General features: G+C 60.0%; 19 protein-coding genes and 1 pseudogene. 5 read left to right on the top strand and 15 right to left on the bottom strand.

The window, feature by feature from the left end; all coding sequences use genetic code 11:
* Window positions 1-17 precede the first annotated feature (17 nt).
* The 8 genes from QYQ93_RS08760 to QYQ93_RS08725 all read right to left on the bottom strand — a co-directional run bounded on the left by QYQ93_RS08760 (window position 18) and on the right by QYQ93_RS08725 (window position 8,689).
* Entirely contained in the window at window positions 18-251 is a 234-nt protein-coding gene (locus tag QYQ93_RS08760; protein WP_014717511.1) for a hypothetical protein, read from the bottom strand.
* A gap of 248 nt (window positions 252-499) precedes the next feature.
* The gene (locus tag QYQ93_RS08755; protein WP_043047498.1) at window positions 500-1,021 is read right to left on the bottom strand and encodes a DUF6586 family protein; all 522 of its coding nucleotides are present in this window, start codon (window positions 1,019-1,021) and stop codon (window positions 500-502) included.
* 248 nt (window positions 1,022-1,269) lie between these two features.
* Window positions 1,270-3,891: a type I DNA topoisomerase gene (gene topA / locus QYQ93_RS08750; protein WP_043047499.1), complete on the bottom strand. Its 2,622-nt coding sequence runs from the start codon at window positions 3,889-3,891 to the stop codon at window positions 1,270-1,272.
* Between the two features lie 114 nt (window positions 3,892-4,005).
* Complete coding sequence (locus QYQ93_RS08745) at window positions 4,006-4,242, bottom strand: DUF1653 domain-containing protein (RefSeq protein ID WP_003172568.1); 237 nt, start codon at window positions 4,240-4,242, stop codon at window positions 4,006-4,008.
* Between the two features lie 98 nt (window positions 4,243-4,340).
* Window positions 4,341-5,516, bottom strand: a complete 1,176-nt coding sequence (gene fadA / locus QYQ93_RS08740) for an acetyl-CoA C-acyltransferase FadA (RefSeq protein WP_043047500.1) — start codon at window positions 5,514-5,516, stop codon at window positions 4,341-4,343.
* 29 nt (window positions 5,517-5,545) lie between these two features.
* Window positions 5,546-7,693 (bottom strand): fatty acid oxidation complex subunit alpha FadB, encoded by a 2,148-nt coding sequence (gene fadB / locus QYQ93_RS08735; RefSeq protein WP_043047501.1) that lies wholly within the window; start codon window positions 7,691-7,693, stop codon window positions 5,546-5,548.
* Window positions 7,694-8,058: 365 nt separating this feature from the next.
* Window positions 8,059-8,229 carry a hypothetical protein gene (locus QYQ93_RS08730; protein WP_235387818.1) on the bottom strand — a complete coding sequence of 57 codons (171 nt, stop codon included), beginning with the start codon at window positions 8,227-8,229 and terminating at the stop codon, window positions 8,059-8,061.
* A gap of 22 nt (window positions 8,230-8,251) precedes the next feature.
* The gene (locus QYQ93_RS08725; protein ID WP_043047502.1) at window positions 8,252-8,689 is read right to left on the bottom strand and encodes a hypothetical protein; all 438 of its coding nucleotides are present in this window, start codon (window positions 8,687-8,689) and stop codon (window positions 8,252-8,254) included.
* A 105-nt stretch (window positions 8,690-8,794) separates the two neighbouring features.
* Here QYQ93_RS08725 and QYQ93_RS08720 point away from each other — a divergent pair, with 105 nt between their 5' ends.
* Window positions 8,795-9,235 carry a universal stress protein gene (locus QYQ93_RS08720; RefSeq protein ID WP_043047503.1) on the top strand — a complete coding sequence of 147 codons (441 nt, stop codon included), beginning with the start codon at window positions 8,795-8,797 and terminating at the stop codon, window positions 9,233-9,235.
* Window positions 9,236-9,429: 194 nt separating this feature from the next.
* Here QYQ93_RS08720 and QYQ93_RS08715 read toward each other — a convergent pair whose 3' ends face one another.
* Window positions 9,430-11,349 carry an ATP-binding cassette domain-containing protein gene (locus tag QYQ93_RS08715; RefSeq protein WP_032877220.1) on the bottom strand — a complete coding sequence of 640 codons (1,920 nt, stop codon included), beginning with the start codon at window positions 11,347-11,349 and terminating at the stop codon, window positions 9,430-9,432.
* A gap of 213 nt (window positions 11,350-11,562) precedes the next feature.
* Between QYQ93_RS08715 and QYQ93_RS08710 the strand changes: the two genes are divergently transcribed.
* Window positions 11,563-13,491 (top strand): transglycosylase SLT domain-containing protein, encoded by a 1,929-nt coding sequence (locus tag QYQ93_RS08710; RefSeq protein WP_043047504.1) that lies wholly within the window; start codon window positions 11,563-11,565, stop codon window positions 13,489-13,491.
* Window positions 13,492-13,582: 91 nt separating this feature from the next.
* Here QYQ93_RS08710 and QYQ93_RS08705 read toward each other — a convergent pair.
* Both QYQ93_RS08705 and QYQ93_RS08700 read right to left on the bottom strand, forming a co-directional pair.
* A pseudogene (locus QYQ93_RS08705) lies at window positions 13,583-14,344 on the bottom strand (Fic family protein); the annotation flags it as partial.
* Between the two features lie 63 nt (window positions 14,345-14,407).
* Complete coding sequence (locus QYQ93_RS08700; protein ID WP_338476731.1) at window positions 14,408-16,174, bottom strand: ABC transporter transmembrane domain-containing protein; 1,767 nt, start codon at window positions 16,172-16,174, stop codon at window positions 14,408-14,410.
* Window positions 16,175-16,420: 246 nt separating this feature from the next.
* On the opposite strand from QYQ93_RS08700, the gene QYQ93_RS08695 reads away from it, so the two are divergent.
* Window positions 16,421-16,594: a PA1571 family protein gene (locus QYQ93_RS08695; RefSeq protein WP_043047507.1), complete on the top strand. Its 174-nt coding sequence runs from the start codon at window positions 16,421-16,423 to the stop codon at window positions 16,592-16,594.
* 151 nt (window positions 16,595-16,745) lie between these two features.
* Here the strand turns inward: QYQ93_RS08695 and pdxB are convergent, their stop codons facing one another.
* Entirely contained in the window at window positions 16,746-17,894 is a 1,149-nt protein-coding gene (pdxB, locus tag QYQ93_RS08690; protein WP_338476730.1) for a 4-phosphoerythronate dehydrogenase PdxB, read from the bottom strand.
* A 273-nt stretch (window positions 17,895-18,167) separates the two neighbouring features.
* On the opposite strand from pdxB, the gene QYQ93_RS08685 reads away from it, so the two are divergent.
* Complete coding sequence (locus QYQ93_RS08685) at window positions 18,168-19,565, top strand: MATE family efflux transporter (protein WP_043046522.1); 1,398 nt, start codon at window positions 18,168-18,170, stop codon at window positions 19,563-19,565.
* Window positions 19,566-19,662: 97 nt separating this feature from the next.
* On the opposite strand, the gene tusA is transcribed toward QYQ93_RS08685, so the two are convergent.
* Both tusA and rlmM read right to left on the bottom strand, forming a co-directional pair.
* Window positions 19,663-19,908 (bottom strand): sulfurtransferase TusA, encoded by a 246-nt coding sequence (tusA, locus tag QYQ93_RS08680; RefSeq protein WP_032877224.1) that lies wholly within the window; start codon window positions 19,906-19,908, stop codon window positions 19,663-19,665.
* Window positions 19,909-20,034: 126 nt separating this feature from the next.
* Window positions 20,035-21,111 carry a 23S rRNA (cytidine(2498)-2'-O)-methyltransferase RlmM gene (rlmM, locus tag QYQ93_RS08675; RefSeq protein WP_338476729.1) on the bottom strand — a complete coding sequence of 359 codons (1,077 nt, stop codon included), beginning with the start codon at window positions 21,109-21,111 and terminating at the stop codon, window positions 20,035-20,037.
* A 196-nt stretch (window positions 21,112-21,307) separates the two neighbouring features.
* Between rlmM and acnA the strand changes: the two genes are divergently transcribed.
* Window positions 21,308-24,049 (top strand): aconitate hydratase AcnA, encoded by a 2,742-nt coding sequence (acnA, locus tag QYQ93_RS08670; RefSeq protein ID WP_043046519.1) that lies wholly within the window; start codon window positions 21,308-21,310, stop codon window positions 24,047-24,049.
* A 126-nt stretch (window positions 24,050-24,175) separates the two neighbouring features.
* On the opposite strand, the gene QYQ93_RS08665 is transcribed toward acnA, so the two are convergent.
* Window positions 24,176-25,114, bottom strand: coding sequence for an aspartyl/asparaginyl beta-hydroxylase domain-containing protein (locus tag QYQ93_RS08665; protein WP_043046517.1), 939 nt, complete (start codon window positions 25,112-25,114; stop codon window positions 24,176-24,178).
* Window positions 25,115-25,285 lie beyond the last annotated feature (171 nt).

Genomic DNA, 25,285 nt, shown 5'->3' with positions numbered 1-25,285 from the left:
GAGCTTGTTATCTGGGCTCAGTGAAGAACCCGCGGGCCTTCGTCTTTCTCAGGCTCGCCTTCCGCCAGGCGGCCTGCCATCTGCACGCCCACGCTCAACATGGCCTTAGCCACTTCCACATGCTGACCCTGCAGGAACACTTTGGCATCTTCGGAAAAATCCAGAATGACCAGAGAACCTTCGTCCTCAGCTCGGCGCAGTTCAATTCGGCCATCAGGCAGTTCAACAATTTCCAGAAAGGACGTTGGCATAAAAATCTGTTCTCCACGAAAGGCCGGGATTATATCAGTCATCCACCCAGCCTCGCAGGTAACTGGGCAGGTTTCTTTACGGCTTGATGAATGGTGCCGGGCCAATTCGCTTCAAATGTAGGAGCAAGCTTGCTCGCGAAAAACCCACAGGCGCCGCGTTCATTCAGGAAACACGCGTTATCGTTGACGTTTTTCGTGAACAAGCTCGCTCCTGCACAGGGCAATATCGGGCAAGCCCGCTTTAACCCTCAGCACTCGTTCAAACCCTCACGAAACCTCAGCGCCATCTTTTTCAGCTCCTGGCGCCAGCCTTCCAATTCCTCGCGGCTCAAGGGCTTGGGCTCATCCTGTTCCAACGCCACGGCGACGATCAGCGGCTGGGTGACATCCCCCTTAGGCACATGGGGAATACGCGGCGGCTGAAACATATCCGCATGCGCCTTGAGCAGCCGCGCCACCCAACTGTCAGGGCTCTGGGCCATTTCCACCAACTCGGCCAACTCAGGGATGGCCATGGAATCCAGCACTTCACGATTCACGATCATTTCCGCACGGGGCGAACCGGCCTGGGGCAAGCGGTAGAACCCGGCGATTTCATGACACAGCCCCAGCAAGGCACCATACAGATGGAACAAGGCCGCCTCGCGCCCCGCCTGGACCAGCGCGATGGCGTTCATCTCCTTCCCTTCCTCGGCACGGCCAAGGGCCTCCAGGGACAAACCCGCGAAGTAAATTTTCTGATTGGTACGGGTATAGAGTTCGTTGGCCATGACGGCAATCTCCACAACGAATAGGCGTGATGCTGGCTGAACAGTGTCACGGAACGGCCGGGCGTACTGCAAGTGCAAAAAACGAGCGCTCAGAAAGGTCGGGACTTCACTTTCCGGAACAGAGCAGATCCAAATGCGGGAGGGGGCTTGCCCCGATGGCGGTGGGTCAGTTACAGATGTATCAACTGACACTCCCTCATCGGGAGCAAGCCCCCTCCCACATTTGGATCTTCAGCACATGCGATGGATCAAGCGCCCTGGCGCTTGTCCTCGACCTTCCACTTGCCACCGTCGTAGAACGCTTTCCAGCCGGTAGGCTTGCCGTCCACTTCGGTCTGCACGTACTGCTCTTTGGTCTTACGACTGTAGCGGATCACGGCTGGACGACCATCCGGGTCCTTCTTCGGCGCTTCACACAGGAAGTGATACTTGGGATCGATCTCGTCCTTGTGCGGCACGATTTCCATCACCAGCGGTGCACGGGTCTCGCGGTTTTTCGGGAACTGGCTGGCCGCCAGGAACAGGCCCGAAGCACCGTCACGCAGGATGTAGGTGTCGTTGACCTTCTCGCACTTGAGCTCGGGCATCTTCACCGGGTCCATCTTCGGCGGCGCCGCGTCACCGCTTTTCAGCAGTTTGCGGGTGTTTTTGCACGTAGGATTGGTGCAGCCGAAGAACTTGCCGAAACGGCCGGTCTTGAGTTGCATCTCGCTGCCGCACTTGTCGCATTCAAGGCTCGGGCCTTCGTAGCCCTTGATGCGGTAGGTGCCCTCTTCAATCTCGTAGCCATTGCAATCCGGGTTGTTACCGCAGATGTGCAGCTTATGCTTCTCGTCCAGCAGGTAGGCGTCCATCGCCGTGCTGCAGATCGGGCAGCGGTGCTTGCCACGCAATACCAGCGACTCGGATTCGCCCTCGTCATCGGCCGCGATTTCGTCACCCGGCACCAGGTTGACGGTCGCCTTGCAGCGCTCTTTCGGCGGCAGGCTGTAACCTGAGCAACCGAGGAACACGCCGGTGGACGCAGTACGAATCTGCATCGGACGGCCACAGGTCAGGCACGGGATGTCGGTCATCACCGGCTGGTTGGCACGCATGCCGCTCTCAGGGCTTTCAGCCACTTCGAGTTTTTTCTTGAAGTCGCCGTAGAACTCGTCGAGCACGTTTTTCCAGTCGCGCTCGCCCTGGGCCACGTCATCGAGGTTCTCTTCCATGCCGGCAGTGAAGCCGTAGTCCATCAGGTTGGAGAAGCTCTCGGACAGGCGCTCGGTAACGATGTCGCCCATCTTTTCCGAATAGAAACGACGGTTGTGCAGCGCGACGTAGCCACGATCCTGGATGGTGGAAATGATCGCCGCATAGGTCGACGGGCGACCGATACCGCGTTTTTCCATCTCCTTCACCAGGCTGGCTTCCGAGTAACGGGCAGGCGGCTTGGTGAAGTGCTGGGACGGGTCGAGCTTGATCAGCTTCAACGTATCGCCCTGGGCCATGTCCGGCAGCACGTCGTCATCGCCTGGCTTGGCGATTTGCGGCATGACGCGGGTGTAGCCGTCGAACTTGAGAATACGGCCCTTGGCACGCAGCTCGAAGTCGCCAGCGCCCACGCTGACAGTGGTAGACAGGTATTGCGCCGGCAGCATCTGGCAGGCCAGGAACTGGCGCCAGATCAGCTCGTAGAGGCGCTCAGCGTCACGCTCCATGCCGCTCAGCTTGGAGGGCTCGGTGTTGGCATCGGAAGGACGAATCGCTTCGTGAGCCTCCTGGGCGCCCTCTTTGCTGCTGTAGACGTTCGGCTTCTCCGGCAGGTACTTCTTGCCGAATTCGCTTTCAATATAGGTACGCGCCATTGCCACCGCGTCTTGCGACAGGTTGGTGGAGTCGGTACGCATATAAGTGATGTAGCCGGCTTCGTACAGACGCTGGGCCATCATCATGGTTTTCTTCACCCCGAAGCCCAGGCGGTTGCTCGCGGCCTGTTGCAGGGTGGAGGTGATGAACGGCGCCGACGGCTTGCTGCTGGTCGGTTTGTCTTCGCGCTTGACGATGCTGTAGCTGGAAGCCTTGAGCTTTTCCAGCGCAGCCATGGCCTGGGCTTCGTTCAGCGGCTTGAAGGCCTCGCCTTTCTCTCGCGCCACTTCGAAGCGCACATTGGCACCCTTGGCGGTGCCGAGATCGGCGTGGACTTCCCAGTATTCTTCGGGGTTGAACGCACGGATTTCGCGTTCACGCTCTACCACCAGCTTGACCGCTACCGATTGCACACGACCGGCGGACAGGCCACGGGCGATCTTCGCCCATAGCAGTGGCGAGACCATGTAACCCACCACGCGATCGAGGAAACGACGTGCTTGCTGGGCGTTGACGCGGTCAATGTCCAGCTCCCCTGGCTTGGAGAAGGCTTCCTGGATGGCTTTCTTGGTGATTTCGTTGAACACCACACGCTTGTAGCGGCTGTCATCGCCGCCGATGGCTTCGCGCAGGTGCCAGGCAATGGCTTCCCCTTCGCGGTCCAAGTCCGTCGCGAGATAGATGGTGTCAGCATCCTTGGCGAGCCGGCGCAGCTCTTCGATGACCTTTTCCTTGCCCGGAAGGATTTCGTACTTGGCCTTCCAGCCATGGTCCGGGTCCACGCCCATGCGCGAGACCAGCTGCTTGCGCGCTTTCTCTTTAGGGCTGAGCACCGGACCTTCGCCCGCAGCCGCCTTGCCGCGCTTGGCGGCAGGCTCCTTGCTGGCGCTAGCCGAACCGCTGGTGGGCAGGTCTCGGATATGGCCGATACTCGACTTCACCACGTACTCGTTGCCCAAGTACTTGTTGATGGTCTTGGCCTTAGCCGGGGATTCCACAATGACCAGCGATTTGCCCATGGATCGGAAAATTCCTGAATTCGAGAAGTGAAAGGCAGTTGGCGCCTGACGCGGCAACGCTATATATAGTGGCAACAAGGTGAGGTCAAGCGCAGCATTCTGCGCGACCTGCCGTTATTGCCCTGAAAAAAGACTGGGTTCGGCCTGGACCAAAGCAAAGCGCGGGACCTGCTCGCCGTCAACTTCGACGCTCTCAAGGAACATGCTCAAGGGGCGCACCCAAAAGCCGTATTCGCCATACAGTGCTTGGTAGAACACCACTTCTTCTTCGGTTTCGGAGTGCCGTGCCACGCTGAAAACGCGGTACTGCGGCCCCTTATAATGTTGGTAGAGCCCTGGTTCGACTTTCATGCTCTGGCCCCCTTACAAAATTTGTTGAAAAAAAATATTAAAAAGTTTCAAAAAACAAAAACCGGGGCACTGGGCCCCGGCTTCCGTCAACGAAACGCTTAGACGCGTTCGAAGACGGTGGAAATGCCTTGGCCGAGACCAATGCACATGGTTGCAACCCCAAGGTTGCCGCCATTTTGCTTCATCACATTAAGCAAAGTGCCGGAGATACGTGCACCGGAGCAACCGAATGGGTGGCCCAGGGCAATCGCACCGCCGTGCAGGTTAACCTTCTCGTTCATCTTGTCGAGCACTTTCAAATCTTTCAGCACTGGCAGGGCCTGTGCGGCGAAAGCTTCGTTGAGCTCGAAGAAGTCGATGTCGTTGATGGTCAGGCCTGCGCGCTTCAAGGCTTTTTGTGTGGCCGGTACTGGACCATAGCCCATGATTGCCGGGTCCACACCCGCCACTGCCATCGAACGGATCACGGCCAGCGGCTGGATACCCAGGTCCTGGGCACGCTGCGCCGACATCACGATCATGCACGAGGCACCGTCGGTGATTTGCGACGACGTACCCGCGGTCACGGTGCCGCCCTTTGGGTTGAAAGCCGGCTTGAGGGCCGCCAGGCTTTCCAGGGTGGTGTCCGGACGAATGGTTTCGTCGTAATCGAACAGTTTCAGGAAGCCGTTCTCGTCGTAGCCGTTCATCGGGATGATTTCATCCTTGAACTTGCCTTCCACGGTCGCCTTGTGGGCGAGCTGGTGGGAACGCACGCCGAACGCGTCCTGGGCCTCACGGGTGATGCCGTGCATCTTGCCGAGCATTTCTGCGGTCAGGCCCATCATGCCCGAGGCTTTCGCCGCGTACAGCGACATGTGCGGGTTAGGATCGACACCGTGCATCATGCTGACGTGGCCCATGTGTTCCACGCCACCGACCACGAATACATCGCCGTTGCCGGTCATAATCGCCTGGGCAGCGGTGTGCAGCGCGCTCATCGACGAGCCACACAGGCGGCTGACGGTCTGGCCAGCCGCGGTGTGCGGGATCTGGGTCATCAAGGAAGCCATGCGCGCGATGTTCCAGCCCTGCTCCAGGGTCTGGTTTACGCAGCCCCAGATCACGTCTTCGACTTCGTTCGGATCAACCTTGACGTTGCGTTCCAGCAGCTTGCTGATCAGGTGCGCCGACATGTCTTCGGCACGGGTGTTGCGGTGCATGCCGCCCTTGGAGCGGCCCATCGGAGTACGACCGAAGTCGACAATCACGACGTCTCTTGGATTCAAGCTCATAAATATTCTCGCTCTAGTCGTCTGGGCACTTAACCGAAGAAGCTCTGGCCGTTCTTGGCCATTTCACGCAGCTTCGCGGTCGGGTGGTACAGCGGGCCCAAATCAGCGTATTTGTCAGCCAGGGCAACGAACTCAGCCACACCGATCGAATCGATGTAACGCAGCGCACCACCACGGAATGGAGGGAAACCAATACCGTATACCAGGCCCATGTCGGCTTCAGCGGCGGTTTCGACGATGCCATCTTCCAGGCAACGCACGGTTTCCAGGCACAGGGCGATCATCATCCAGTTGATGATGTCCTCGTCGGACACCTCACGCTGTTCGTAGATGACCGGAGCGAGGACTTCGTGCACCGACGGGTCGGCCACTTTCTTCTGCTTGCCCTTCTTGTCGGCCTCGTAGGCGTAGAAACCCTTGCCGTTCTTCTGGCCCAGGCGCTTGGCCTCGTACAAAGCGTCGATCGCCGAGCGGCGGTCGTCTTTCATGCGGTCCGGGAAGCCTTCAGCCATCACATCGCGACCGTGGTGGCCGGTGTCGATGCCGACCACGTCCATCAGGTACGCCGGGCCCATTGGCCAGCCGAATTTTTCCATGACCTTGTCGATGCGCACGAAGTCCACACCGGCGCTGACCAGCTTGGCGAAACCGCCGAAGTAGGGGAACAGTACACGGTTGACCAAAAAGCCCGGGCAGTCATTGACCACGATCGGGTTCTTGCCCATTTTCTTGGCGTAGGCAACGGTGGTGGCAACCGCCAGCTCGCTGGACTTCTCGCCACGGATCACTTCCACCAGGGGCATCATGTGCACCGGGTTGAAGAAGTGCATGCCGACGAAGTTTTCCGGGCGCTTGAGGGCCTTGGCCAGCAGCGAGATGGAAATGGTTGAGGTGTTGGACGCCAGGATGGTGTCGTCCTTGACCTGGGCTTCAACTTCAGCCAATACCGCCTGCTTGACCTTCGGGTTCTCGACAACCGCTTCGACCACCAGGTCGACGTGGCCGAAATCGCCGTAGGACAACGTAGGACGGATACCGTTAAGCACCTCGGCCATTTTTGCCGCGGTCATGCGACCTTTATCAACACGGCCAACCAGCAGCTTGGCGGCTTCCGCCAGGCCCTGCTCGATACCGTGCTCGTTGATGTCTTTCATCAGGATCGGCGTGCCTTTGGACGCCGACTGATAGGCGATGCCGCCGCCCATGATACCGGCGCCGAGTACGGCAGCCTGCTTCACGTCCTTGGCGATTTCGTCGTAGGCCTTGGCCTTTTTCTTCAGTTCCTGATCGTTCAGGAACAAGCCGATCAGGCTCTGGGCCGCCGAGGTCTTCGCCAGTTTGACGAAGCCGGCCGCTTCCACTTCCAGGGCTTTGTCGCGACCGAAGTTCGCGGCCTTCTGGATGGTCTTGATCGCTTCAACCGGCGCCGGGTAGTTCGGGCCGGCCTGGCCAGCCACGAAACCCTTGGCGGTTTCGAACGACATCATTTGTTCGATGGCGTTGAGCTTGAGCTTTTCCAGCTTCGGCTGACGCTTGGCCTTGTAGTCAAATTCGCCGCTGATGGCGCCCTTGATCAGGTTCAGCGCAGCTTCGGCCAGTTTGTCCGGGGCAACTACAGCGTCGACCGCACCGACTTTCAGCGCGTCCTCGGCCTTGTTTTCCTTACCGGCAGCGATCCATTCGATGGCGTTGTCGGCACCGATCAGACGCGGCAGGCGCACGGTACCGCCAAAGCCTGGGTAGATGCCCAGCTTGACTTCCGGCAGGCCGATCTTGGCGGTGGTGGACATGACGCGGAAATCCGCCGCCAGGCACATTTCCAGGCCGCCGCCCAGCGCGATGCCATTGATCGCGGCAACGGTCGGCACGTTGAGGTCTTCGAAATCGCTGAAGATCTTGTTGGCTTCGAGGTTGCCAGCCACCAGCTCGGCATCGGGCAGCTTGAAGTTGTCGACGAATTCGGTGATGTCAGCGCCGACGATAAACACGTCCTTGCCGCTGGAGACGATCACGCCCTTGACCGAAGCATCTGCTTTGATGGTGTCTACGGCCTGACGCAGTTCGTTCAGGGTTAGACGGTTGAACTTGTTGACGGACTCACCCTTGAGGTCGAATTTCAATTCGACGATGCCACTTTCAAGAGCCTTAACCGTGATGGCTTTACCTTCGTAAATCATCAACTGATCTCCACGATATGGAAGCTGAACAGTACACACTGGACGCTGGTCGCTGGTTTGACATTGACAGTTGCATCAATGCTCACGCCAATCAGCCAGGCACACCCGCCAGTGCGATAGTCGGGATTCTGTACGAGTCGTCTGACAGGCAAACGCTCAATTCATACGCCCGTTTGATTTGGGTACGCCACCTTCATCCAATTCCGAGCAATTGTCAATCGCTCCAAAGGCTAGGAAAAACGCGACTTTCCAGTCATTTCAGAACCCAGGCCACGGGCGGGCAATCCGTCAATATTTAAATATTCACAAGATCAATAATAGAAAAGATGTGGGAAAGCCTGTACAGAAATGGATACACCGCTAGGCTAACAGCAACTTGCAGATTTACCGGCCTGCCTGGCCACCTCCAGCCCGATGATGATATCGGGCTTTTTATTGCTTGGCTTTTCTGTAAGAGCGAGCTTGCTCGCGAAAACCTGGAGAGCGCCGCGTACAACCTGATTAGCCGCGTTATCGTTGGCGATTTTCGCGAGCAAGCTCGCTCCTACGATGGCAGGGTCAGGCCAGGGCTTTGAGCAGCGTATCGATGTCCTTCAACACGCTCGCGTCGCCCTTTTCACCCCAATACAAGGCGATCATCTGCTTGTCGGCCTCGACCTTGTAGACGTTCGCCGGCAGCGTTGCAAAATGCGGCAACAACTTTTCATCTACGCACACTTCACGCCATTGATTGACCCATACCCCCGGCTCCAGCTGCCAGTAACTCCAGAGGGCCGGGGTGCTGCCGCGACGTGGTCGACAGTATTGCGCACAGGGGCTCGGCGGCTCCTGCTTGAGCCAATGCGGCCACTCCTGAGGCGCGAGCTGCATGGCCAGGCCGATGCGGCGCGCCTCCATGCGCAGGGCCATGCGCCCGCTCTGCCCACGCGACGGGCGCAACCAGGCCAGGGGGCTTAAAACCACCGCAAGGATTGACACCACTATCCACACCGTCATATGTGTACTCCCGAATTTCTAGATGAGCGGATTTGACCTGACGCAACCCCATCCGCTTGAAAGCAGCCATACTGAACTTATTGCAGTCCCTTGGAGGAACGCCTCATGCCCTACAAACATATTCTGGTCGCTGTCGATCTGACCGAAGAGTGCGATCCGGTGATCAAGCGCGCTCAGGAATCTGCATTGGCCAATGGCGCCATACTGTCGCTGGTGCATATCGTCGAGCCCATGGCCATGGCCTTTGGCGGTGACGTACCGATGGACCTTTCCCAGTTGCAGCAACAACAATTTGACCAGGCCAAGGAGCGCCTGGACCGTTTGATTCTCAAATACCCGCACTTGAAAAAAGAAGACTGCCATCTGACATACGGCCAACCGCGCCAGGAAATCCACCACTTGGCCAAGGAAAAGGCTTGCGACTTGATCGTGGTGGGTAGCCATGGTCGTCACGGTTTGGCGTTGTTGCTGGGTTCTACTGCCAATGATGTACTGCACGGCGCGCCGTGCGATGTACTGGCCGTCAAGCTGGTAAAAAATTCGTAAGACCGATGGAGGCTAATGTGGGAGGGGCTTGCCCCCGAGGGCGGCGGGTCAGTTACAGATGTATCAACTGGCATTCCCTCATCGGGGGCAAGTCGAATCGTCGCACCGCCCTTCCCACATTTTGAATCGCACTTCATATAGAAAACCCGGTGTTCATCAGATGAACACCGGGTTTTTTATTGCCCAGCAATCACTCAGGCATCCAGCTCGGCCCAACGCTCAACCAACGCTTCCAGCTCCTGGTTCAACGTCTCCAGGGAAGCGATGACCTTGGCGGTTTCTGCCGCAGGGCGCAGATAGAAACCGGCGTCAGCCATTTCAGCTTCGACCGCAGCGATCTGCTGTTCCTTGGCGTCGATCTCACCCGGCAAGGCTTCCAGCTCACGCTGCAGCTTGTAGCTGAGTTTCTTCTTGGCCGCCGGTGCAGCTTCCTGGGCCGGTGCAGCCTCTTGCACAGGCGTCACCACCGCAGAGGTCAGGTCGGCCTTGCCGGACTTGCTCTCGGTCACCCCCAGCAGGCGCGGCGAGCCGCCCTGGCGCAGCCAGTCCTGGTAACCACCAACGTATTCGCGCACCTTGCCTTCACCTTCAAAGACCAGGGTACTGGTGACCACGTTGTCGAGGAATTCCCGGTCGTGGCTGACCATCAGCACAGTGCCGTTGAATGTGAGCAGCACTTCTTCGAGCAACTCGAGGGTTTCCACATCGAGGTCGTTGGTCGGTTCGTCGAGCACCAGCAGGTTGGCCGGCTTGCTGAACAGCTTGGCCAGCAGCAGACGCGCACGCTCACCACCGGACAGAGCTTTGACCGGCGTACGCGCACGTTGCGGGCTGAACAGGAAATCGCCCAGGTAGCTGAGCACATGGCGGCTCTGGCCGTCGATGTCGATAAAGTCGCGGCCTTCGGCGACGTTGTCGATCACGGTCTTTTCCAGGTCCAGCTGATGGCGCAACTGGTCAAAGTAGGCCACGTCGATGCGCGTGCCCTCTTCCACCTTGCCACTGGTCGGTTGCAGACCACTGAGCATCAGCTTGAGCAGGGTGGTCTTGCCGGTGCCGTTGGCGCCCAGCAGGCCAATACGGTCGCCGCGCTGCAGGACCATGGAAAAGTCCTTGATCAGGAACGGGCCGTCCGGGTGATGGAAGCTGACGTTCTCCAGCACCATGACTTGTTTGCCCGACTTGTCGGCGGTATCCAGCTGGATATTGGCCTTGCCGGTACGCTCGCGACGTTCGCTACGCTCGACGCGCAAGGCTTTCAAGGCACGTACGCGGCCTTCGTTACGGGTGCGACGGGCCTTGATACCCTGGCGGATCCAGACTTCTTCCTGGGCCAGCTTTTTGTCAAACAGCGCGTTGGCGGTTTCTTCGGCAGCCAGGGCGGCTTCCTTGTGTACCAGGAAGCTGGCGTAGTCGCCGTTCCAGTCGATCAGGCCGCCACGGTCCAGCTCGAGGATGCGCGTAGCCAGGCTCTGCAGGAATGCACGGTCGTGCGTGATAAACAGCACGGCGCCCTGGAAGTCCTTGATGGCTTCTTCAAGCCAGGCGATGGCGCCGATGTCCAGGTGGTTGGTCGGTTCGTCGAGCAGCAGCAGGTCCGGCTCGGACACCAGCGCCTGGGCCAGCAGCACACGGCGACGCCAGCCGCCGGACAACTCGGCGAGGGTCTTGTCGGCCGGCAGTTGCAGGCGGCTCAGGGTGCTGTCCACCAGTTGCTGCAAGCGCCAGCCGTCACGGGCTTCGAGGTCTTGCTGGACGTGCATCAGCTTGTCCAGGTCTTCCTCGGTGACGCAGTTCTGCGCCAGGTGATGGTATTGCGCGAGCAACTCGCCAACGCCGTCCAGGCCTTCGGCAACCACGTCGAACACTGTCCGTCCGTCGGCCACCGGCAATTCTTGCGGCAATTCGCCGATCTTGAGGCCCGGGGCACGCCACACAGAGCCGTCATCGGGCTTCTGGTCGCCTTTTACCAGCTTCATCATGCTGGACTTGCCGGTGCCGTTGCGGCCGATGATGCACACCCGCTCACCACGGGCGATCTGCCAGGACACCTTGTCCAACAACGGCATGGCGCCGAAAGCAAGGGACACATCGCTGAATTTGAGCAGGGTCATACGCTTCTCCAAAAACTGGGCGCGCATTCTACCTGACTTGAGGGTGGGATGCGGTCGGGATTTTCTCTATCGACACGTTCTGTAGGACATTTCCGGCGATCTTCAACCAACCGGCCGGCAAAGCTTTCGCGGGCCGCTGGCAAAAGGCTAAGCTAGGGGCAATCAGTGTCGGCAGTGCCGGTGCTAGTCGTGATTTCTCTGCACGGACGTCTCATGCGCAGTCGCCTTTTCAACTTTTTATCTTGCCTGCTTCTTTCCGCCACTGCCGTTCAATCCGCCCAGGCGGTGGACCTCACTACCCAACGTCAGTATTACGATCAAGCCAAACGCGCCCTGGCCAAGGGCGACAGCGGCCCCTACATGCAATACAGCCAGGCCCTGGCCGACTACCCGCTCACGCCGTACCTGGCGTATGACGAGCTGACCGCACGCCTGAAAACCGCGAGTAACGAGGAAATCGAACAGTTCCTCGCCAAACACGGCGACCTGCCCCAGGCCAACTGGATGAAACTGCGTTGGCTGCGCTGGCTGGCCGAGCGTGGCGATTGGCAGACCTTTGAAAAGTACTACGACGCCAAGCTCAATTTCGTCGAACTCGACTGCCTGCATGGCCAGTACCAGCTCAGCCACAATCTCAAGGCTGAAGGCTACAAGACCGCCGAAAAACTGTGGATGACCGGCAAAACCCAGCCGACCGCCTGTGACGCCACCTTCGGCCAATGGGCCGCTGCCGGCCAACTGACCGAACAGAAGATCTGGGACCGCGCCAAGCTCGCCGCCGAAGCCCGTAACTACGCGCTGGCCAACAGCCTGGTGAAAACCCTGCCAACCCTCGGCGCCCAAGGCCGGCTGATGGTGGATGTGGCGCAGAAGCCCGACATGCTCAGTGACCCGTCACGCTTCATGCCAGCCACCGAGGCGATGTCGGACGCCGTGGGCCTGGGCCTGCGTCGCCTGGCGCGCCAGGATCCAGACAAGGCCATGGCCCTGCTCGACGGTTATGCCAGCAGCATGCACTTCTCCCGTGACGAAAAAGTGTCGATTGCCCGCGAGATCGGCCTGACCCTGGCCAAGCGCTTCGACCCCCGCGCGCTGGAAGTAATGACCAAGTACGACCCGGAACTGCGCGACAACACCGTCTCAGAATGGCGCCTGCGCCTGCTGTTGCGCCTGGCACGCTGGGAAGATGCCTACCAGTTGACCCGCAAGCTCCCACAAGACCTGGCCACCAGCAACCGTTGGCGCTACTGGCAGGCGCGCAGCCTGGAGCTGGCCGAGCCGCAAAACCCGCAGGCGCTGGTGCTCTACAAGAACGTAGCCAAAGAGCGGGACTTCTACGGCTTTCTCGCTGCTGATCGTTCCAAATCCCCCTACCAGTTGAACAATAAGCCGCTGGTGATGAGCCAGGCGCTGGTCAACAAGGTCCGCAATACTCCAGGTGTACGCCGCGCGCTGGAGTTCTATGCCCGCGGCCAGATCGTCGACGGCCGCCGCGAGTGGTATCACGTCAGCCGCCACTTCAACCGTGACGAGATGGTTGCCCAGGCCAAGCTGGCCTACGACATGAAGTGGTACTTCCCTGCGATCCGTACCATCAGCCAGGCGCAGTACTGGGATGACCTGGACATCCGCTTCCCGATGGCCCACCGCGACACCCTGGTGCGAGAAGCCAAGGTACGAGGCCTGCATTCGAGCTGGATATTCGCTATCACGCGCCAGGAAAGTGCCTTTATGGACGACGCTCGCTCCGGCGTGGGCGCCAGCGGCCTGATGCAACTGATGCCTGGTACCGCCAAAGAGACTGCGCGCAAGTTCAGCATCCCCCTGGCCTCCCCTGCCCAGGTGCTGGACCCGGACAAAAACATCCAGCTGGGCGCCGCCTACCTGAGCCAGGTGCACAGCCAGTTCAACGGAAACCGCGTGCTCGCCTCCGCCGCCTACAACGCCGGCCCCGGCCGCGTGCGCCAATGGCTGCGCGGCGCAGACCACCTGAGTTTCGATGTTTGGGTGGAAAGTATCCCCTTCGACGAAACCCGCCAGTATGTGCAGAACGTGCTGTCTTATTCGGTGATCTACGGGCAGAAGCTCAATTCGCCACAGCCGTTGGTGGATTGGCATGAGCGGTATTTTGACGATCAGTGATAAGAGCAGTTTCAAGCGATAAGTTTGAAGCTTTAAGAAAATGCCCGCATTGATAAATGCGGGCATTTTTTTATGGCGCTGCTGGAAGCCCACTTTGTCCAGCTTCGGCCAGCGCCAAGTTCAACGCCTGTAGCATGAACTCAACAAAGGGCGTTGCCTGCGCTTGCTGGTCTGCTGCGGACAGTGCGGCGTAGTAAGCCTCTTGCTGCTCTCGAATCACCGCTTCCACAGGCAGGTAGGCCAGCACCGAGCGCCACTGGCTGAGTATCAAGGTTTGCCAGAGCCGCCCCATCCGCCCATTACCGTCTGCAAATGGATGAATGAATTCGAACTCATAATGGAAGACGCAACTGGCTATCAACGGATGCCAGTCGGAAACCGCCAGCCATTGCAGCAAATCGTCCACCAAGTGAGTTACACGGCTCGCAGGCGGCGCCATATGGACAAGTTGCTCGCCGCGATAGATGCCGACACCTGTCTGTCGAAACCGACCGACATCGTCGATCAATCCAAACATGAGCAGTTCGTGAGCCTTGAGCAGGTCGACACGATCACCTGGATTCCACTGCGGCATGGCCTCGTAAGCAGCAAATGCATTACGCACTTCCTGAATTTCCCGGGGCAAGCCCAGCACCCGCTTACCTTCCAGAACAGCCGTCACCTGCTCGACGCTGAGCGTGTTGTTTTCGATCGCCAGTGAAGCCTGAATGGTGCGAATTCGATTGCCGCGCCTTAACTGAGGCGTCTGGCGGCCATCGTCACCGACTGAAAGCTGACCAATCTGCTCACTGATATCTGCCACAAGGGCCAGCATTTTTGGAGTCAGCGTCAACGGAGGTTGATAACGGCTCATGTCCTCATCCAGATCAATAACGAAAGATCACATGATGCCTCATTGAGCAGAGGTATCGCAGCTTCATTCCGTCTCCCCCCCTTCACTGAACTGCAACGCCGCCAACCGCGCATACAGCGGATTGCTCGCAATCAATTGCCGATGCGTACCCACCGCCACAAGCTTGCCTTGATCCATCACCGCTATCCGATCGGCATTCTTGACGGTCGCCAGGCGGTGAGCAATCACCAGCGTGGTTCTTCCTTGCATCAACTGCGGCAGTGCTTGCTGGATCAGGTGCTCACTCTGCGCGTCTAGAGCACTGGTGGCCTCGTCCAGCAACAGGATCGGCGCGTCGACCAACAAGGCGCGGGCGATGGCAAGGCGTTGGCGCTGGCCGCCGGAGAGGCCCATGCCGCCATCGCCGAGATGGGTCTGGTAGCCGTCGGGCATCTGCAGGATGAAGTCGTGAGCATGGGCGATACGCGCAGCGGCTTCGACCTCGGCCATAGTCGCGGAGGGATTGCCGTAGCGGATGTTTTCCTCGACGCTGCCGAAAAACAGCGCCGGGCTCTGGGACACCAGGGCGAAATGGCGGCGCAGGTCCAGGGGGTCCAGTTCGGTCAGCGGGCGGCCTTCGAGCAGGATGCGCCCTTGCTGGGGATCGTAGAAGCGCAGCAGCAGGTCGAAGATTGTCGACTTGCCCGCGCCTGATGGGCCTACCAGCGCCAGGGTTTCGCCGGGATTGATGGTCAGGTTCAAGCCATCGATGGCGTAGCTGTCAGGCCGTGAGGGGTAGGAGAAGCGCAGGTCTTGCAGCTCCATGTGGCCACTGACCCGCTCAGGCAAACGTACGCTGCCATTGGCCGGCGCCTGGATGTCGTTGCTTGACTGCAACAGTTCGCCAATGCGCTCGGCCGCGCCGGCGGCACGCTGCAACTCGCCGAGCACTTCGCTCAGGGTGCCGACGGCGCTACCGACGATCAGGCTGTAGAACACAAATGCCGCCAGCTCACCGCCGGAAATGCGCCCGCTGATCACGTCCATGCCCCCCACCCAGAGCATCACGCCCACGGCGCCAAGCACCAACATGATCACCAGGGTAATCAGCCAGGAGCGCTGCAAGATGCGTTTACGAGCGGTAGTGAAAGCCTCTTCCACGGTGACGGCGAAACGCTGTTCGTCCTGCACCTGATGGTTGTAGGCCTGCACTGTCTTGATCTGACCGAGGGTTTCAGAGACGTAGCTACCGACATCGGCGATGCGGTCCTGGCTCTGACGCGACAGGCTGCGCACACGGCGACCGAAAATCAGGATCGGTGCCAGCACCAGGGGCAGTGCCACCACCACGATACTGGTGAGCTTGGGGTTGGTGATGAACAGCAGCACGATGCCACCGATGACCATCAGGGCATTGCGCAGGAACAGCGACAGCGAGGAGCCGATCACCGATTGCAACAACGTGGTGTCGGTGGTCAGCCGCGACTGGATTTCCGAGCTGCGGTTGTTCTCGTAGAAGCCCGGGTGCAGATAGATCAGGTGGTTGAACACCTGCCGGCGAATATCCGCCACCACCCGCTCGCCTATCCACGACACCAGGTAAAACCGCGTGAAGGTGCCCACGGCCAGGCCCAGCACCAGCACCATGAACAGACCTATGGACTGGTTGAGCAGGTGCGGAGACTGGGTCATGAAGCCCTGGTCGACCAGCAGGCGTATGCCCTGCCCCATGGACAGGGTGATACCGGCAGTGATGATGAGCGCCAACAGGGCGCCCAGCGCCTGCCAGCGGTAGGGCGCAATAAAGCGGCTGGCCAGGCGAATCGCACGGCGTTGACGGGTCGAGAGCATGGGGACATCACCAATGAGGAGTCTGTATACCTCAACATTGGGGGAACTTGCGTGAATAACAATGAGTCAGGTTAATTATGCCCGCCGACGCAAGCCCATAGAGGCTATCGGTCTAAGACTCATCTGGAAATATGTACCGGTTTCTGGTGGACTGGGTGTTCGAACCGACGATCGCGTAGGGAGTTGTAACAGCGCGTTCACGCGGGGGATTTAGAGTAGGTACACAACCTGATGAGGAGACAGGCCATGACCTTGCAAGATAGCAGCAACGCCAAGATTGAAGTGATCCGCCAGCCGCAGCAACTGCCATGCTCGTACATCGATGCCAAGGGCCGCGAAGTGCAGATTACCGAAGAGATGATCCAGCAAGCCTGCAGCGAGCTGGAACAGCGTCTGGTCAAACCTGCCCAGCAAGGCTGATACGCCCGCGCTCTTTCAAACCCGGCCCAGATGGCCGGGTTTTTTGCTTACATCCCTGTAGGAGCGAGCTTGCTCGCGAAAAGCGTCAATAAAAACCCGGTCATCCTGGATGCACGCGGCGCTCTCGGGTTCTTCGCGAGCAAGCTCGCTCCTACAGTGACAAGCGTTCGGCACCGAGAGCAGTGACGATCTGCGACAGCATCTCCGAATCCCCATTGATGCGCACCTTCAAACCATCGATCTCACGGCGCTGTGGGTAGTGCTTGCGCAGCAGGTCAAACGCCTTGCGCTGTTCTTCCACTGTGCCCACCAGGCTGCGACGAAAATCTGCATCATCACGGCGCGGGTCGTACACACTGCGGCACAGCGTCGCCAGCGCCCAGGCCGGATCGGTAGCAGCGTCAAGGTGCACTTCGGCCAGCCACGGTGCCGGCAATAACTCACTCAACTGAACACTTGGCTCCTGGCCCAGGTGCGCGCAGAACGCCTGGTAGATCTGCGCCGTGCCGCGCTGCTTGCCATCAAGGCTGTAGCCAGCGATGTGCGGCGTGGCCAGCACGCACAGATCAGCCAGGTCGACATCCACCTCGGGCTCACCTTCCCACACATCCAACACGGCTTGCAGGTCTTCACGGGCCAGCAGCACCTCACGCAGGGCGGCGTTATCCACCACTGCACCACGGCTGGCATTGATCAGCCAGGTACCGGGCCTGAGCTGCTCCAGACGCTGACGATCGAACAAGTGCCAGGTGGAGCCATTGCCGGATTTGGTCAGCGGTGTGTGCAAGCTGATCACGTCGCACTGCTCGATGATCTGCTGCAGGCTGACGTAGTCACCGTCTTCGGCGATTTGTCGCGGAGGATCGCAGACCAGCACGTTCCAGCCCAGGCCCTTGAGCACCTTGACCAGCCGCCCGCCGACTTCACCGGCCCCGACCACGCCATAGGTGCGCTGGCCAAGCTCAACCCCTTCGATTTCGGCCAGGGTCTGCAAGCTGCCGAGCACGTAGTCCACGACGCCACGGGCATTGCAGCCCGGCGCGCTGGACCACTGGATACCCGCCTGCTTGAAGTAATCGAGGTCCAAGTGGTCGGTGCCGATGGTGCAGGTGCCGACGAAGCGCACGTTGCTGCCTTCGAGCAAGGCACGGTTGACGTTGGTCACCGAGCGCACCAGCAGCACGTCGGCCTGCGCGACGGTGGCGCGGTCGATGGACCGACCGGGCACACGGCGAATCTCGCCAAACCCTTCGAAGAATGCATCGAGCAGCGGGATATTTTCGTCGGCAACAATCAGCATGGCAGGCTCCTTTGGCGGATCAGCAGTGTACAGGCATGGGATTCAAGTAACACAACAGATCCCTGTGGGAGGGGGCTTGCTCCCGATAGCGGTTGTTCAGTCACAGATGCATCAACTGACACACCGCTATCGGGAGCAAGCCCCCTCCCACCAGGGTCATGGAGTGCCTGCGAGGTTGCATTACAAATCAACAACACAGGTTTTTTCCTGACCGCTGCGTCAAAGCGTAGAATCCGCCGTCCTTGCGACTGCCTTTTGATTGGACACCTGTACGTGAACACTGCCACCGCTACCCTCTCCCGCCCCGCGCGCATCAGCCGGGAAGTGCGCGGCCTGCTGACGCTGGCCTTGCCGATCATGATCGGCCAACTGGCGACCACCGCGATGAGCTTTGTCGATGCGGTGATGGCCGGGCGTGTCAGCCCCCAGGACCTGGCAGCGGTCGGCCTGGGTAACTCGATCTGGATCCCGGTGTACCTGCTGATGACGGGCACCTTGCTGGCCACCACGCCGAAAGTTGCCGAGCGTTATGGCGCGGGCAAACTCACCGAGATCGGGCCGTTGGTGCGCCAATCGTTGTGGTTGGCCGTGGTGGTCGGCCTCTGCGGCGCGCTGTTGTTGCTATGCGCCGAGCCGATCCTGCATGCGATGAAGGTCGAGCCTGACCTGATCGAGCCGTCCATGGGTTACCTGCATGGCATCGCCGCAGGTATGCCGGCGATTGCGCTGTATTACGTGCTGCGCTGTTTCAGTGACGGGCTGGGCCGCACACGGCCGAGCATGGTCATGGGCCTGTGCGGCCTGGCGCTGAATATTCCGTTGAACTACATCTTCATCTACGGCCACTTCGGCGTGCCGGCGATGGGCGGCGTGGGTTGCGGCTGGGCCACGGCGATTGCAATGTGGGTGATGATGCTCGGCCTGGCCGGCTGGACGCGCTGGGGCCCGGTTTACCAGAGCAGCGAATTGTTCAAGCGTTTCGACTGGCCGCAATGGACGGTGATCAAGCGCATATTGGGCATCGGCCTGCCGATTGGTGTGGCGATCTTCGCCGAGTCGAGCATATTCGCGGTGATTGCCCTGTTGCTTGGCAGCCTGGGGGCTACCGTGGTGTCCGGCCATCAGATCGCGCTCAACGTCAGTTCCTTGGTGTTCATGATCCCCTACTCCCTGAGCATGGCCGTGACCGTACGGGTCGGCCAGGCCCTGGGCCGTGGCGAACCCCGCGAAGCGCGCTTCGCTGCGGGGGTCGGCATGGGCACCGCACTGGCCTATGCGTGCCTGTCGTGCAGCCTGATGCTGGTGTTTCGTGAGCAGATCGCCGCGATCTATACACCGGACCCGGTGGTGATCCACCTGGCATCGATGCTGATTGTATTTTCGGCGCTGTTCCAGTTCTCCGACTCGATCCAGGTCACCGCCGCCGGCGCACTGCGCGGCTACCAGGACACCCGGGTGACCATGGTGCTGACATTGTTCGCCTATTGGGGCGTAGGGTTGCCGGTGGGTTACGCCCTGGGGCTGACCGACTGGCTCGGCGAGCCCAGCGGCCCAAGCGGCTTGTGGCAAGGGCTGATTGTCGGCTTGAGCTGTGCGGCGGGGATGTTGCTGGTGCGCCTGGCGCGCAGTGCACGCCGGCGCATTCGCGCAGACAACGCACGCGCCCTGTAGGAGCGAGCTTGCTCGCGAAAAACTTGAGAGCGCCGCGTTAAACCGGAAGTGCTGCGTTATCGTTAGAGTTTTTCGCGAGCAAGCTCGCTCCTACAGGTCAATCGGCTTTCTTGCGGATCCAGTACAGGTAGGTGCCAGCATCTTCCTGTTGATCCACCAGCTCGTGGTCAAGAAACACACAGAACTTGGGGATGTCACGGCGGGTCGACGGGTCGGTGGCGATCACCTTGAGCAAGCCACCCGCAGGCAGGTCACGGATATGCTGGTGCAGCATCATCACCGGCTCCGGGCAATTGAGGCCGGTGGCGTCGAGGGTGCCGTCTACGGGTAAATCAACACTCATACTTCACTCCTGAAACAGGCCCGCTCTTATGTGGGAGTGGGCTTGCCCGCGATGACGTGGGCACATTCAACATAGATTTCGACTGTTATACCGCTATCGCGGGCAAGCCCGCTCCCACATTTGATTTCAGCGGTTTTTGGATTTCTTTACGTCTACCAGACGGCGCAGGTGGCACGTCACTTCCTCGCGGTCGTGGTACAGCTGCTTGCAGCCGATCTCCACACGTATGCCGCGTGCCTTGAAGCCCTCCTCGATGCGTTCGAGCAGGCGCTTCACCTCGGCGTAACGCTGTTTCATCGGTAGCTTGAGGTTGACCACCGCCTCGCGGCAATATCCCTCGCCGATCCAGGTTTCCAGCAGCGCCGCATTACGCGCCGGCTTTTCAACGATATCGCAGACCATCCAGTCCACCGGCTGCTTGGGCACGAAGGTGAAACCGTCGGCCATCAGGTGTTGCACCAGGCCGGTATCCATCAGGCTTTCGGCCATGGGGCCGTTGTCGATGGCGGTCACCAGCATGCCGCGGTTGACCAGTTGCCAGGTCCAGCCACCCGGTGCTGCGCCGAGATCAACGCCGGTCATGTCGCCGTGCAGGCGCTCGTCCCACTGGTCACGGGGGATAAAGTGATGCCAGGCCTCTTCCAGTTTCAGGGTCGAGCGGCTGGGCGCGTCACGTGGGAACTTGAGGCGCGGGATGCCCATGGGCCACATCGCCGAGTTGTTTGACTCGGCCAGGCCCATGAACGCTTCGCGGCCGCTCTTGAAAGTCAGCAGCAGGCGCGGCTTGCTCGGGTCATCCACCAGCCGGCCGGCGCCCAGCAGGGCTTTGCGCAGGTGCACTTCGAATTTCTTGCAGAAGTTTGAGAGTTCCTTGCCGTCATTGGTATCGACCATCTCCAGCCACAGGCTGCCGCACACCGGGAAATCGCGCAGGTGGGTAAGGATCACGCTGATGCGGTCGGTTTCCGGCAGGTCGATAAACACCCCGCGCGCCCACTGCCTTGGGAAGATCAGCTCGGCGAAGCGCTGGCCGTGCATCAGGCGCCGGGCGCCGTCTTCCTCGGTGCAGACAAATTCGGCGCAGGCGCTGCCGGTCTTGGCCTTGGCGTAGCCGGAAACGTTCAGGCGCGCGGCGTGTTCCGCGATCTCGGAACAGACTTCGCCTTCAAAGCCGGGGCGGCAGTGCATAAAAAGGGTGTTCATCAACTCTCCTGGTGAATCAACTGACCTTGCGCTATCGCAATGCCTGTCATGAAAACGCGCGCATGATAGCCGAGTTCGGAACCTTGGGCTCGGCGATAGAGTCCAGTTATTAGCTTGCTATTGAAAACAGCGCTAACGTGATAGCTCTGTTCGTCCCGTCAGGTCCGTAGCCGTGCGGACCATAAGGAGTCATGTAATGTCATCCCTTGATAGCCTGAGAACCCTTAAAACCCTGGAAATAGACAGCAAGACTTACCACTACTTCAGCCTGCCCGAAGCCGCCAAGAGCCTGGGTGACCTGGATAAGCTGCCGATGTCCCTCAAGGTGCTGCTGGAAAACCTGCTGCGCTGGGAAGATGCCAAGACCGTTACCGGCACCGACCTCAAGGCCATCGCCGCCTGGCTCAAAGAACGCCAGTCCGACCGCGAGATCCAGTACCGCCCCGCCCGTGTGCTGATGCAGGACTTTACCGGAGTGCCCGCCGTGGTCGACCTGGCCGCCATGCGCGCCGCCGTGGCCAAAGCCGGTGGCGACCCGCAGCGTATCAACCCGCTGTCGCCGGTGGACCTGGTGATCGACCACTCGGTGATGGTCGACAAATTTGGTACTACCAGCGCCTTCGAGCAAAACGTCGATATCGAAATGCAGCGCAACGGCGAACGCTACGCCTTCCTGCGCTGGGGCCAGAGCGCCTTCGACAACTTCAGCGTGGTCCCGCCGGGCACCGGCATCTGCCACCAGGTCAACCTAGAGTACCTGGGCCGCACTGTGTGGACCAAGGAGGAAGACGGCCGTACCTACGCCTTCCCCGACACCCTGGTCGGCACCGACTCCCACACCACCATGATCAACGGCCTCGGCGTACTCGGCTGGGGCGTGGGCGGGATCGAAGCCGAAGCGGCAATGCTCGGCCAACCGGTATCGATGCTGATCCCGGAAGTGATCGGCTTCAAGCTCACCGGCAAGCTCAGGGAAGGCATCACCGCCACCGACCTGGTGCTGACCGTCACGCAGATGCTGCGCAAGAAAGGCGTGGTGGGTAAATTCGTCGAGTTCTACGGCGACGGCCTGGCCGACCTGCCCCTGGCCGACCGCGCCACCATTGCCAACATGGCTCCGGAATACGGCGCCACCTGCGGCTTTTTCCCGGTCGACGAAGTGACTCTGGACTACCTGCGCCTGTCCGGTCGCCCGGTAGAAACGGTCAAACTGGTGGAGGCCTACACCAAGGCTCAGGGCCTGTGGCGCAACGCCGGCCAGGAGCCGGTGTTCACCGACACCCTGGCCCTGGACATGGGCAGCGTCGAAGCCAGCCTCGCCGGACCCAAGCGCCCGCAGGACCGTGTATCCCTGCCGAATGTCGGCCAAGCGTTCAGTGACTTCCTCGACCTGCAATTCAAACCCACCAGCAAGGAAGAAGGCCGCCTGGAAAGTGAAGGCGGTGGCGGCGTAGCCGTGGGCAATGCTGACCTGGTGGGCGAAACCGATTACGAGTACGACGGCCAGACCTATCGCCTGAAAAACGGCGCGGTGGTCATCGCGGCCATTACCTCCTGCACCAACACTTCCAACCCCAGCGTAATGATGGCAGCCGGGCTGGTGGCGAAAAAAGCCGTGGAAAAAGGCCTGACCCGCAAACCTTGGGTCAAGACCTCGCTGGCCCCGGGCTCCAAAGTGGTCACCGACTACTACAAGGCCGCGGGCCTCACCCAATACCTCGACAAGCTCGGCTTCGACTTGGTGGGCTACGGCTGCACCACCTGTATCGGTAACTCCGGACCGTTGCCCGAGCCTATCGAAAAAGCCATCCAGAAGGCCGACCTCGCCGTGGCCTCGGTGCTTTCGGGTAACCGCAACTTCGAAGGCCGCGTACACCCGCTGGTGAAAACCAACTGGCTGGCCTCGCCCCCCCTGGTAGTCGCCTACGCGTTGGCCGGCACTGTGCGCATCGACATCAGCAGCGAGCCACTGGGTAACGATCAGAACGGAAATCCTGTGTACCTGAAGGACATCTGGCCCAGCAGCCAGGAGATCGCCGACGCGGTGGCCCAGGTCAGTACCAGCATGTTCCACAAGGAGTATGCCGAGGTGTTTGCCGGTGACGAGCAGTGGCAGGCGATTGAAGTGCCACAAGCGGCAACCTACGTGTGGCAGAAGGATTCCACCTATATCCAGCATCCACCGTTCTTCGACGACATTGCCGGCCCGCTGCCGGTGATCAAGGACGTCAAGGGCGCCAACGTGCTGGCTCTGCTGGGGGATTCGGTGACCACCGACCACATCTCCCCTGCCGGTAATATCAAGACCGACAGCCCGGCCGGGCGCTACCTGCGCGAGCAAGGCGTGGAACCACGTGACTTCAACTCCTACGGCTCACGCCGGGGCAACCATGAAGTGATGATGCGCGGCACCTTCGCCAATATCCGCATCCGCAATGAAATGCTCGGCGGTGAGGAAGGCGGCAACACGCTGTATATCCCCACCGGCGAGAAGATGGCGATCTACGATGCGTCGATGAAGTACCAGGCCTCAGGTACGCCGCTGGTGGTGATCGCGGGGCAAGAATACGGCACCGGCTCCAGCCGTGACTGGGCAGCCAAAGGCACCAACCTGCTGGGGGTCAAGGCGGTGATTGCCGAGAGTTTCGAGCGCATCCACCGCTCCAACCTGGTGGGCATGGGTGTATTGCCGTTGCAGTTCAAGCTGGACCAGAACCGCAAGACGCTCAAGCTCACCGGTAAGGAGAAGATCGATATCCTCGGGCTGACGGATGCCGAGATCGAACCGCGGATGAACCTGACACTGGTGATTACCCGGGAAGATGGCAGCAGCGAGAAGGTTGAGGTGCTGTGCCGGATTGATACCTTGAATGAAGTGGAATACTTCAAGGCGGGCGGGATCTTGCACTATGTGCTGCGTCAGTTGATTGCCAGCTAAAGATCGCTGGAGATCAAATGTGGGAGGGGGCTTGCTCCCGATGGCGGTGGATCAGGTACAGATATTTAACCTGACACACCGCTATCGGGAGCAAGCCCCCTCCCACAGTTTTGACCGCATTTCAGATCAGCCGAACAGCCACTTCCAGAGCAGTACCAAGACGACTACCGCCAGCACCGGCCGCGCAATGCGGTAGGCCTTGGGATGCTTGCGCTTCCACTGTTTGACCTGGCCACTGAACTTGTCGCTGAACGTCTTGCTCCAGGCGTAGGCCTGGTTGATGCCGCCCACGCGCTCGTCATCGAGGTTCTGCGGAGCGGTAGCACGGCCCAGCTGCTTGCTGACCCAGCGGTTGATACGGGTCATCAGGCGATTGCTCAATGGGCGCTCGATGTCGCAGAACAGGATCACGCGGGTCTGTTCGGTTTCGTTCTTCACCCAATGCACGTAGGTTTCGTCGAACATCACGTCTTCACCGTCGCGCCAGGCGTAGACCTGGCCGTCGACGAAGATGCGGCAGTCGTCGGAGTTCGGCGTGGACAGCCCCAGGTGATAACGCAGCGACCCGGCAAACGGATCGCGGTGCGGGTTGAGGTGACTGCCGCCCGGCAACAGCGCAAACATCGCGCCCTTGACGTTAGGGATGCTGCTCACCAACGCCACGGTCTTCGGGCACAGCGCCTCGGCCGATGGCAGGGGCTTGTCGTACCACTTGAGGTAGAAGCGTTTCCAGCCCTTCTTGAAGAACGAACCGAAGCCGGCGTCGTTGTTCTTTTCGGCAGCGCGGATGTAGCCCTCGTCGAACAGGTGCATGGCCTCTTCGCGGATCACTTCCCAGTTGTCCTTGAGCACGTCCAGTTCCGGGAACTTGCTGCGGTCCAGGTAGGGCTTGGACGGCACCGCGGAGAACAGGTACATCAGGGCGTTATACGGGGCGAACAGCGCCGAATGGTTGACGAACTGGCGCAACATCGGCAAACGGGCCTTGCCGCGCAGGTGGACATACAGCGTGCTGCCAATAAACAGCAGCAACACCGACAGTTTGGTGGCCAAGGAAAAGGTCATGCAGCAACTCCTGGAAATAAGCGCCTGGCCAGCAAACTTCCGTCAACAGGAAACCAGACGTAATAGCCGGCCATGATAAACACTTGGAGCATTATGCAGAAGGCCCACGCAAACAGACTGACCTGCATCAACACCCCGCCCCCTGTAGGAGCGAGCTTGCTCGCGAAGAAC

This window comes from Pseudomonas khavaziana, from assembly GCF_036704165.1.
GTDB classification, from domain to species: domain Bacteria; phylum Pseudomonadota; class Gammaproteobacteria; order Pseudomonadales; family Pseudomonadaceae; genus Aquipseudomonas; species Aquipseudomonas khavaziana.
This window is presented reverse-complemented; position numbering and strand designations above follow the sequence as displayed.

Coding starts and splice junctions, on each gene's coding strand:
- QYQ93_RS08760 (WP_014717511.1), bottom strand. CDS start 251: ATGCCAACGTCCTTTCTGGAAATTGTTGAACTGCCTGATGGCCGAATT.
- QYQ93_RS08755 (WP_043047498.1), bottom strand. CDS start 1,021: ATGGCCAACGAACTCTATACCCGTACCAATCAGAAAATTTACTTCGCG.
- topA (WP_043047499.1), bottom strand. CDS start 3,891: ATGGGCAAATCGCTGGTCATTGTGGAATCCCCGGCTAAGGCCAAGACC.
- QYQ93_RS08745 (WP_003172568.1), bottom strand. CDS start 4,242: ATGAAAGTCGAACCAGGGCTCTACCAACATTATAAGGGGCCGCAGTAC.
- fadA (WP_043047500.1), bottom strand. CDS start 5,516: ATGAGCTTGAATCCAAGAGACGTCGTGATTGTCGACTTCGGTCGTACT.
- fadB (WP_043047501.1), bottom strand. CDS start 7,693: ATGATTTACGAAGGTAAAGCCATCACGGTTAAGGCTCTTGAAAGTGGC.
- QYQ93_RS08725 (WP_043047502.1), bottom strand. CDS start 8,689: ATGACGGTGTGGATAGTGGTGTCAATCCTTGCGGTGGTTTTAAGCCCC.
- QYQ93_RS08720 (WP_043047503.1), top strand. CDS start 8,795: ATGCCCTACAAACATATTCTGGTCGCTGTCGATCTGACCGAAGAGTGC.
- QYQ93_RS08715 (WP_032877220.1), bottom strand. CDS start 11,349: ATGACCCTGCTCAAATTCAGCGATGTGTCCCTTGCTTTCGGCGCCATG.
- QYQ93_RS08710 (WP_043047504.1), top strand. CDS start 11,563: ATGCGCAGTCGCCTTTTCAACTTTTTATCTTGCCTGCTTCTTTCCGCC.
- QYQ93_RS08700 (WP_338476731.1), bottom strand. CDS start 16,174: ATGCTCTCGACCCGTCAACGCCGTGCGATTCGCCTGGCCAGCCGCTTT.
- QYQ93_RS08695 (WP_043047507.1), top strand. CDS start 16,421: ATGACCTTGCAAGATAGCAGCAACGCCAAGATTGAAGTGATCCGCCAG.
- pdxB (WP_338476730.1), bottom strand. CDS start 17,894: ATGCTGATTGTTGCCGACGAAAATATCCCGCTGCTCGATGCATTCTTC.
- tusA (WP_032877224.1), bottom strand. CDS start 19,908: ATGAGTGTTGATTTACCCGTAGACGGCACCCTCGACGCCACCGGCCTC.
- rlmM (WP_338476729.1), bottom strand. CDS start 21,111: ATGAACACCCTTTTTATGCACTGCCGCCCCGGCTTTGAAGGCGAAGTC.
- acnA (WP_043046519.1), top strand. CDS start 21,308: ATGTCATCCCTTGATAGCCTGAGAACCCTTAAAACCCTGGAAATAGAC.
- QYQ93_RS08665 (WP_043046517.1), bottom strand. CDS start 25,114: ATGACCTTTTCCTTGGCCACCAAACTGTCGGTGTTGCTGCTGTTTATT.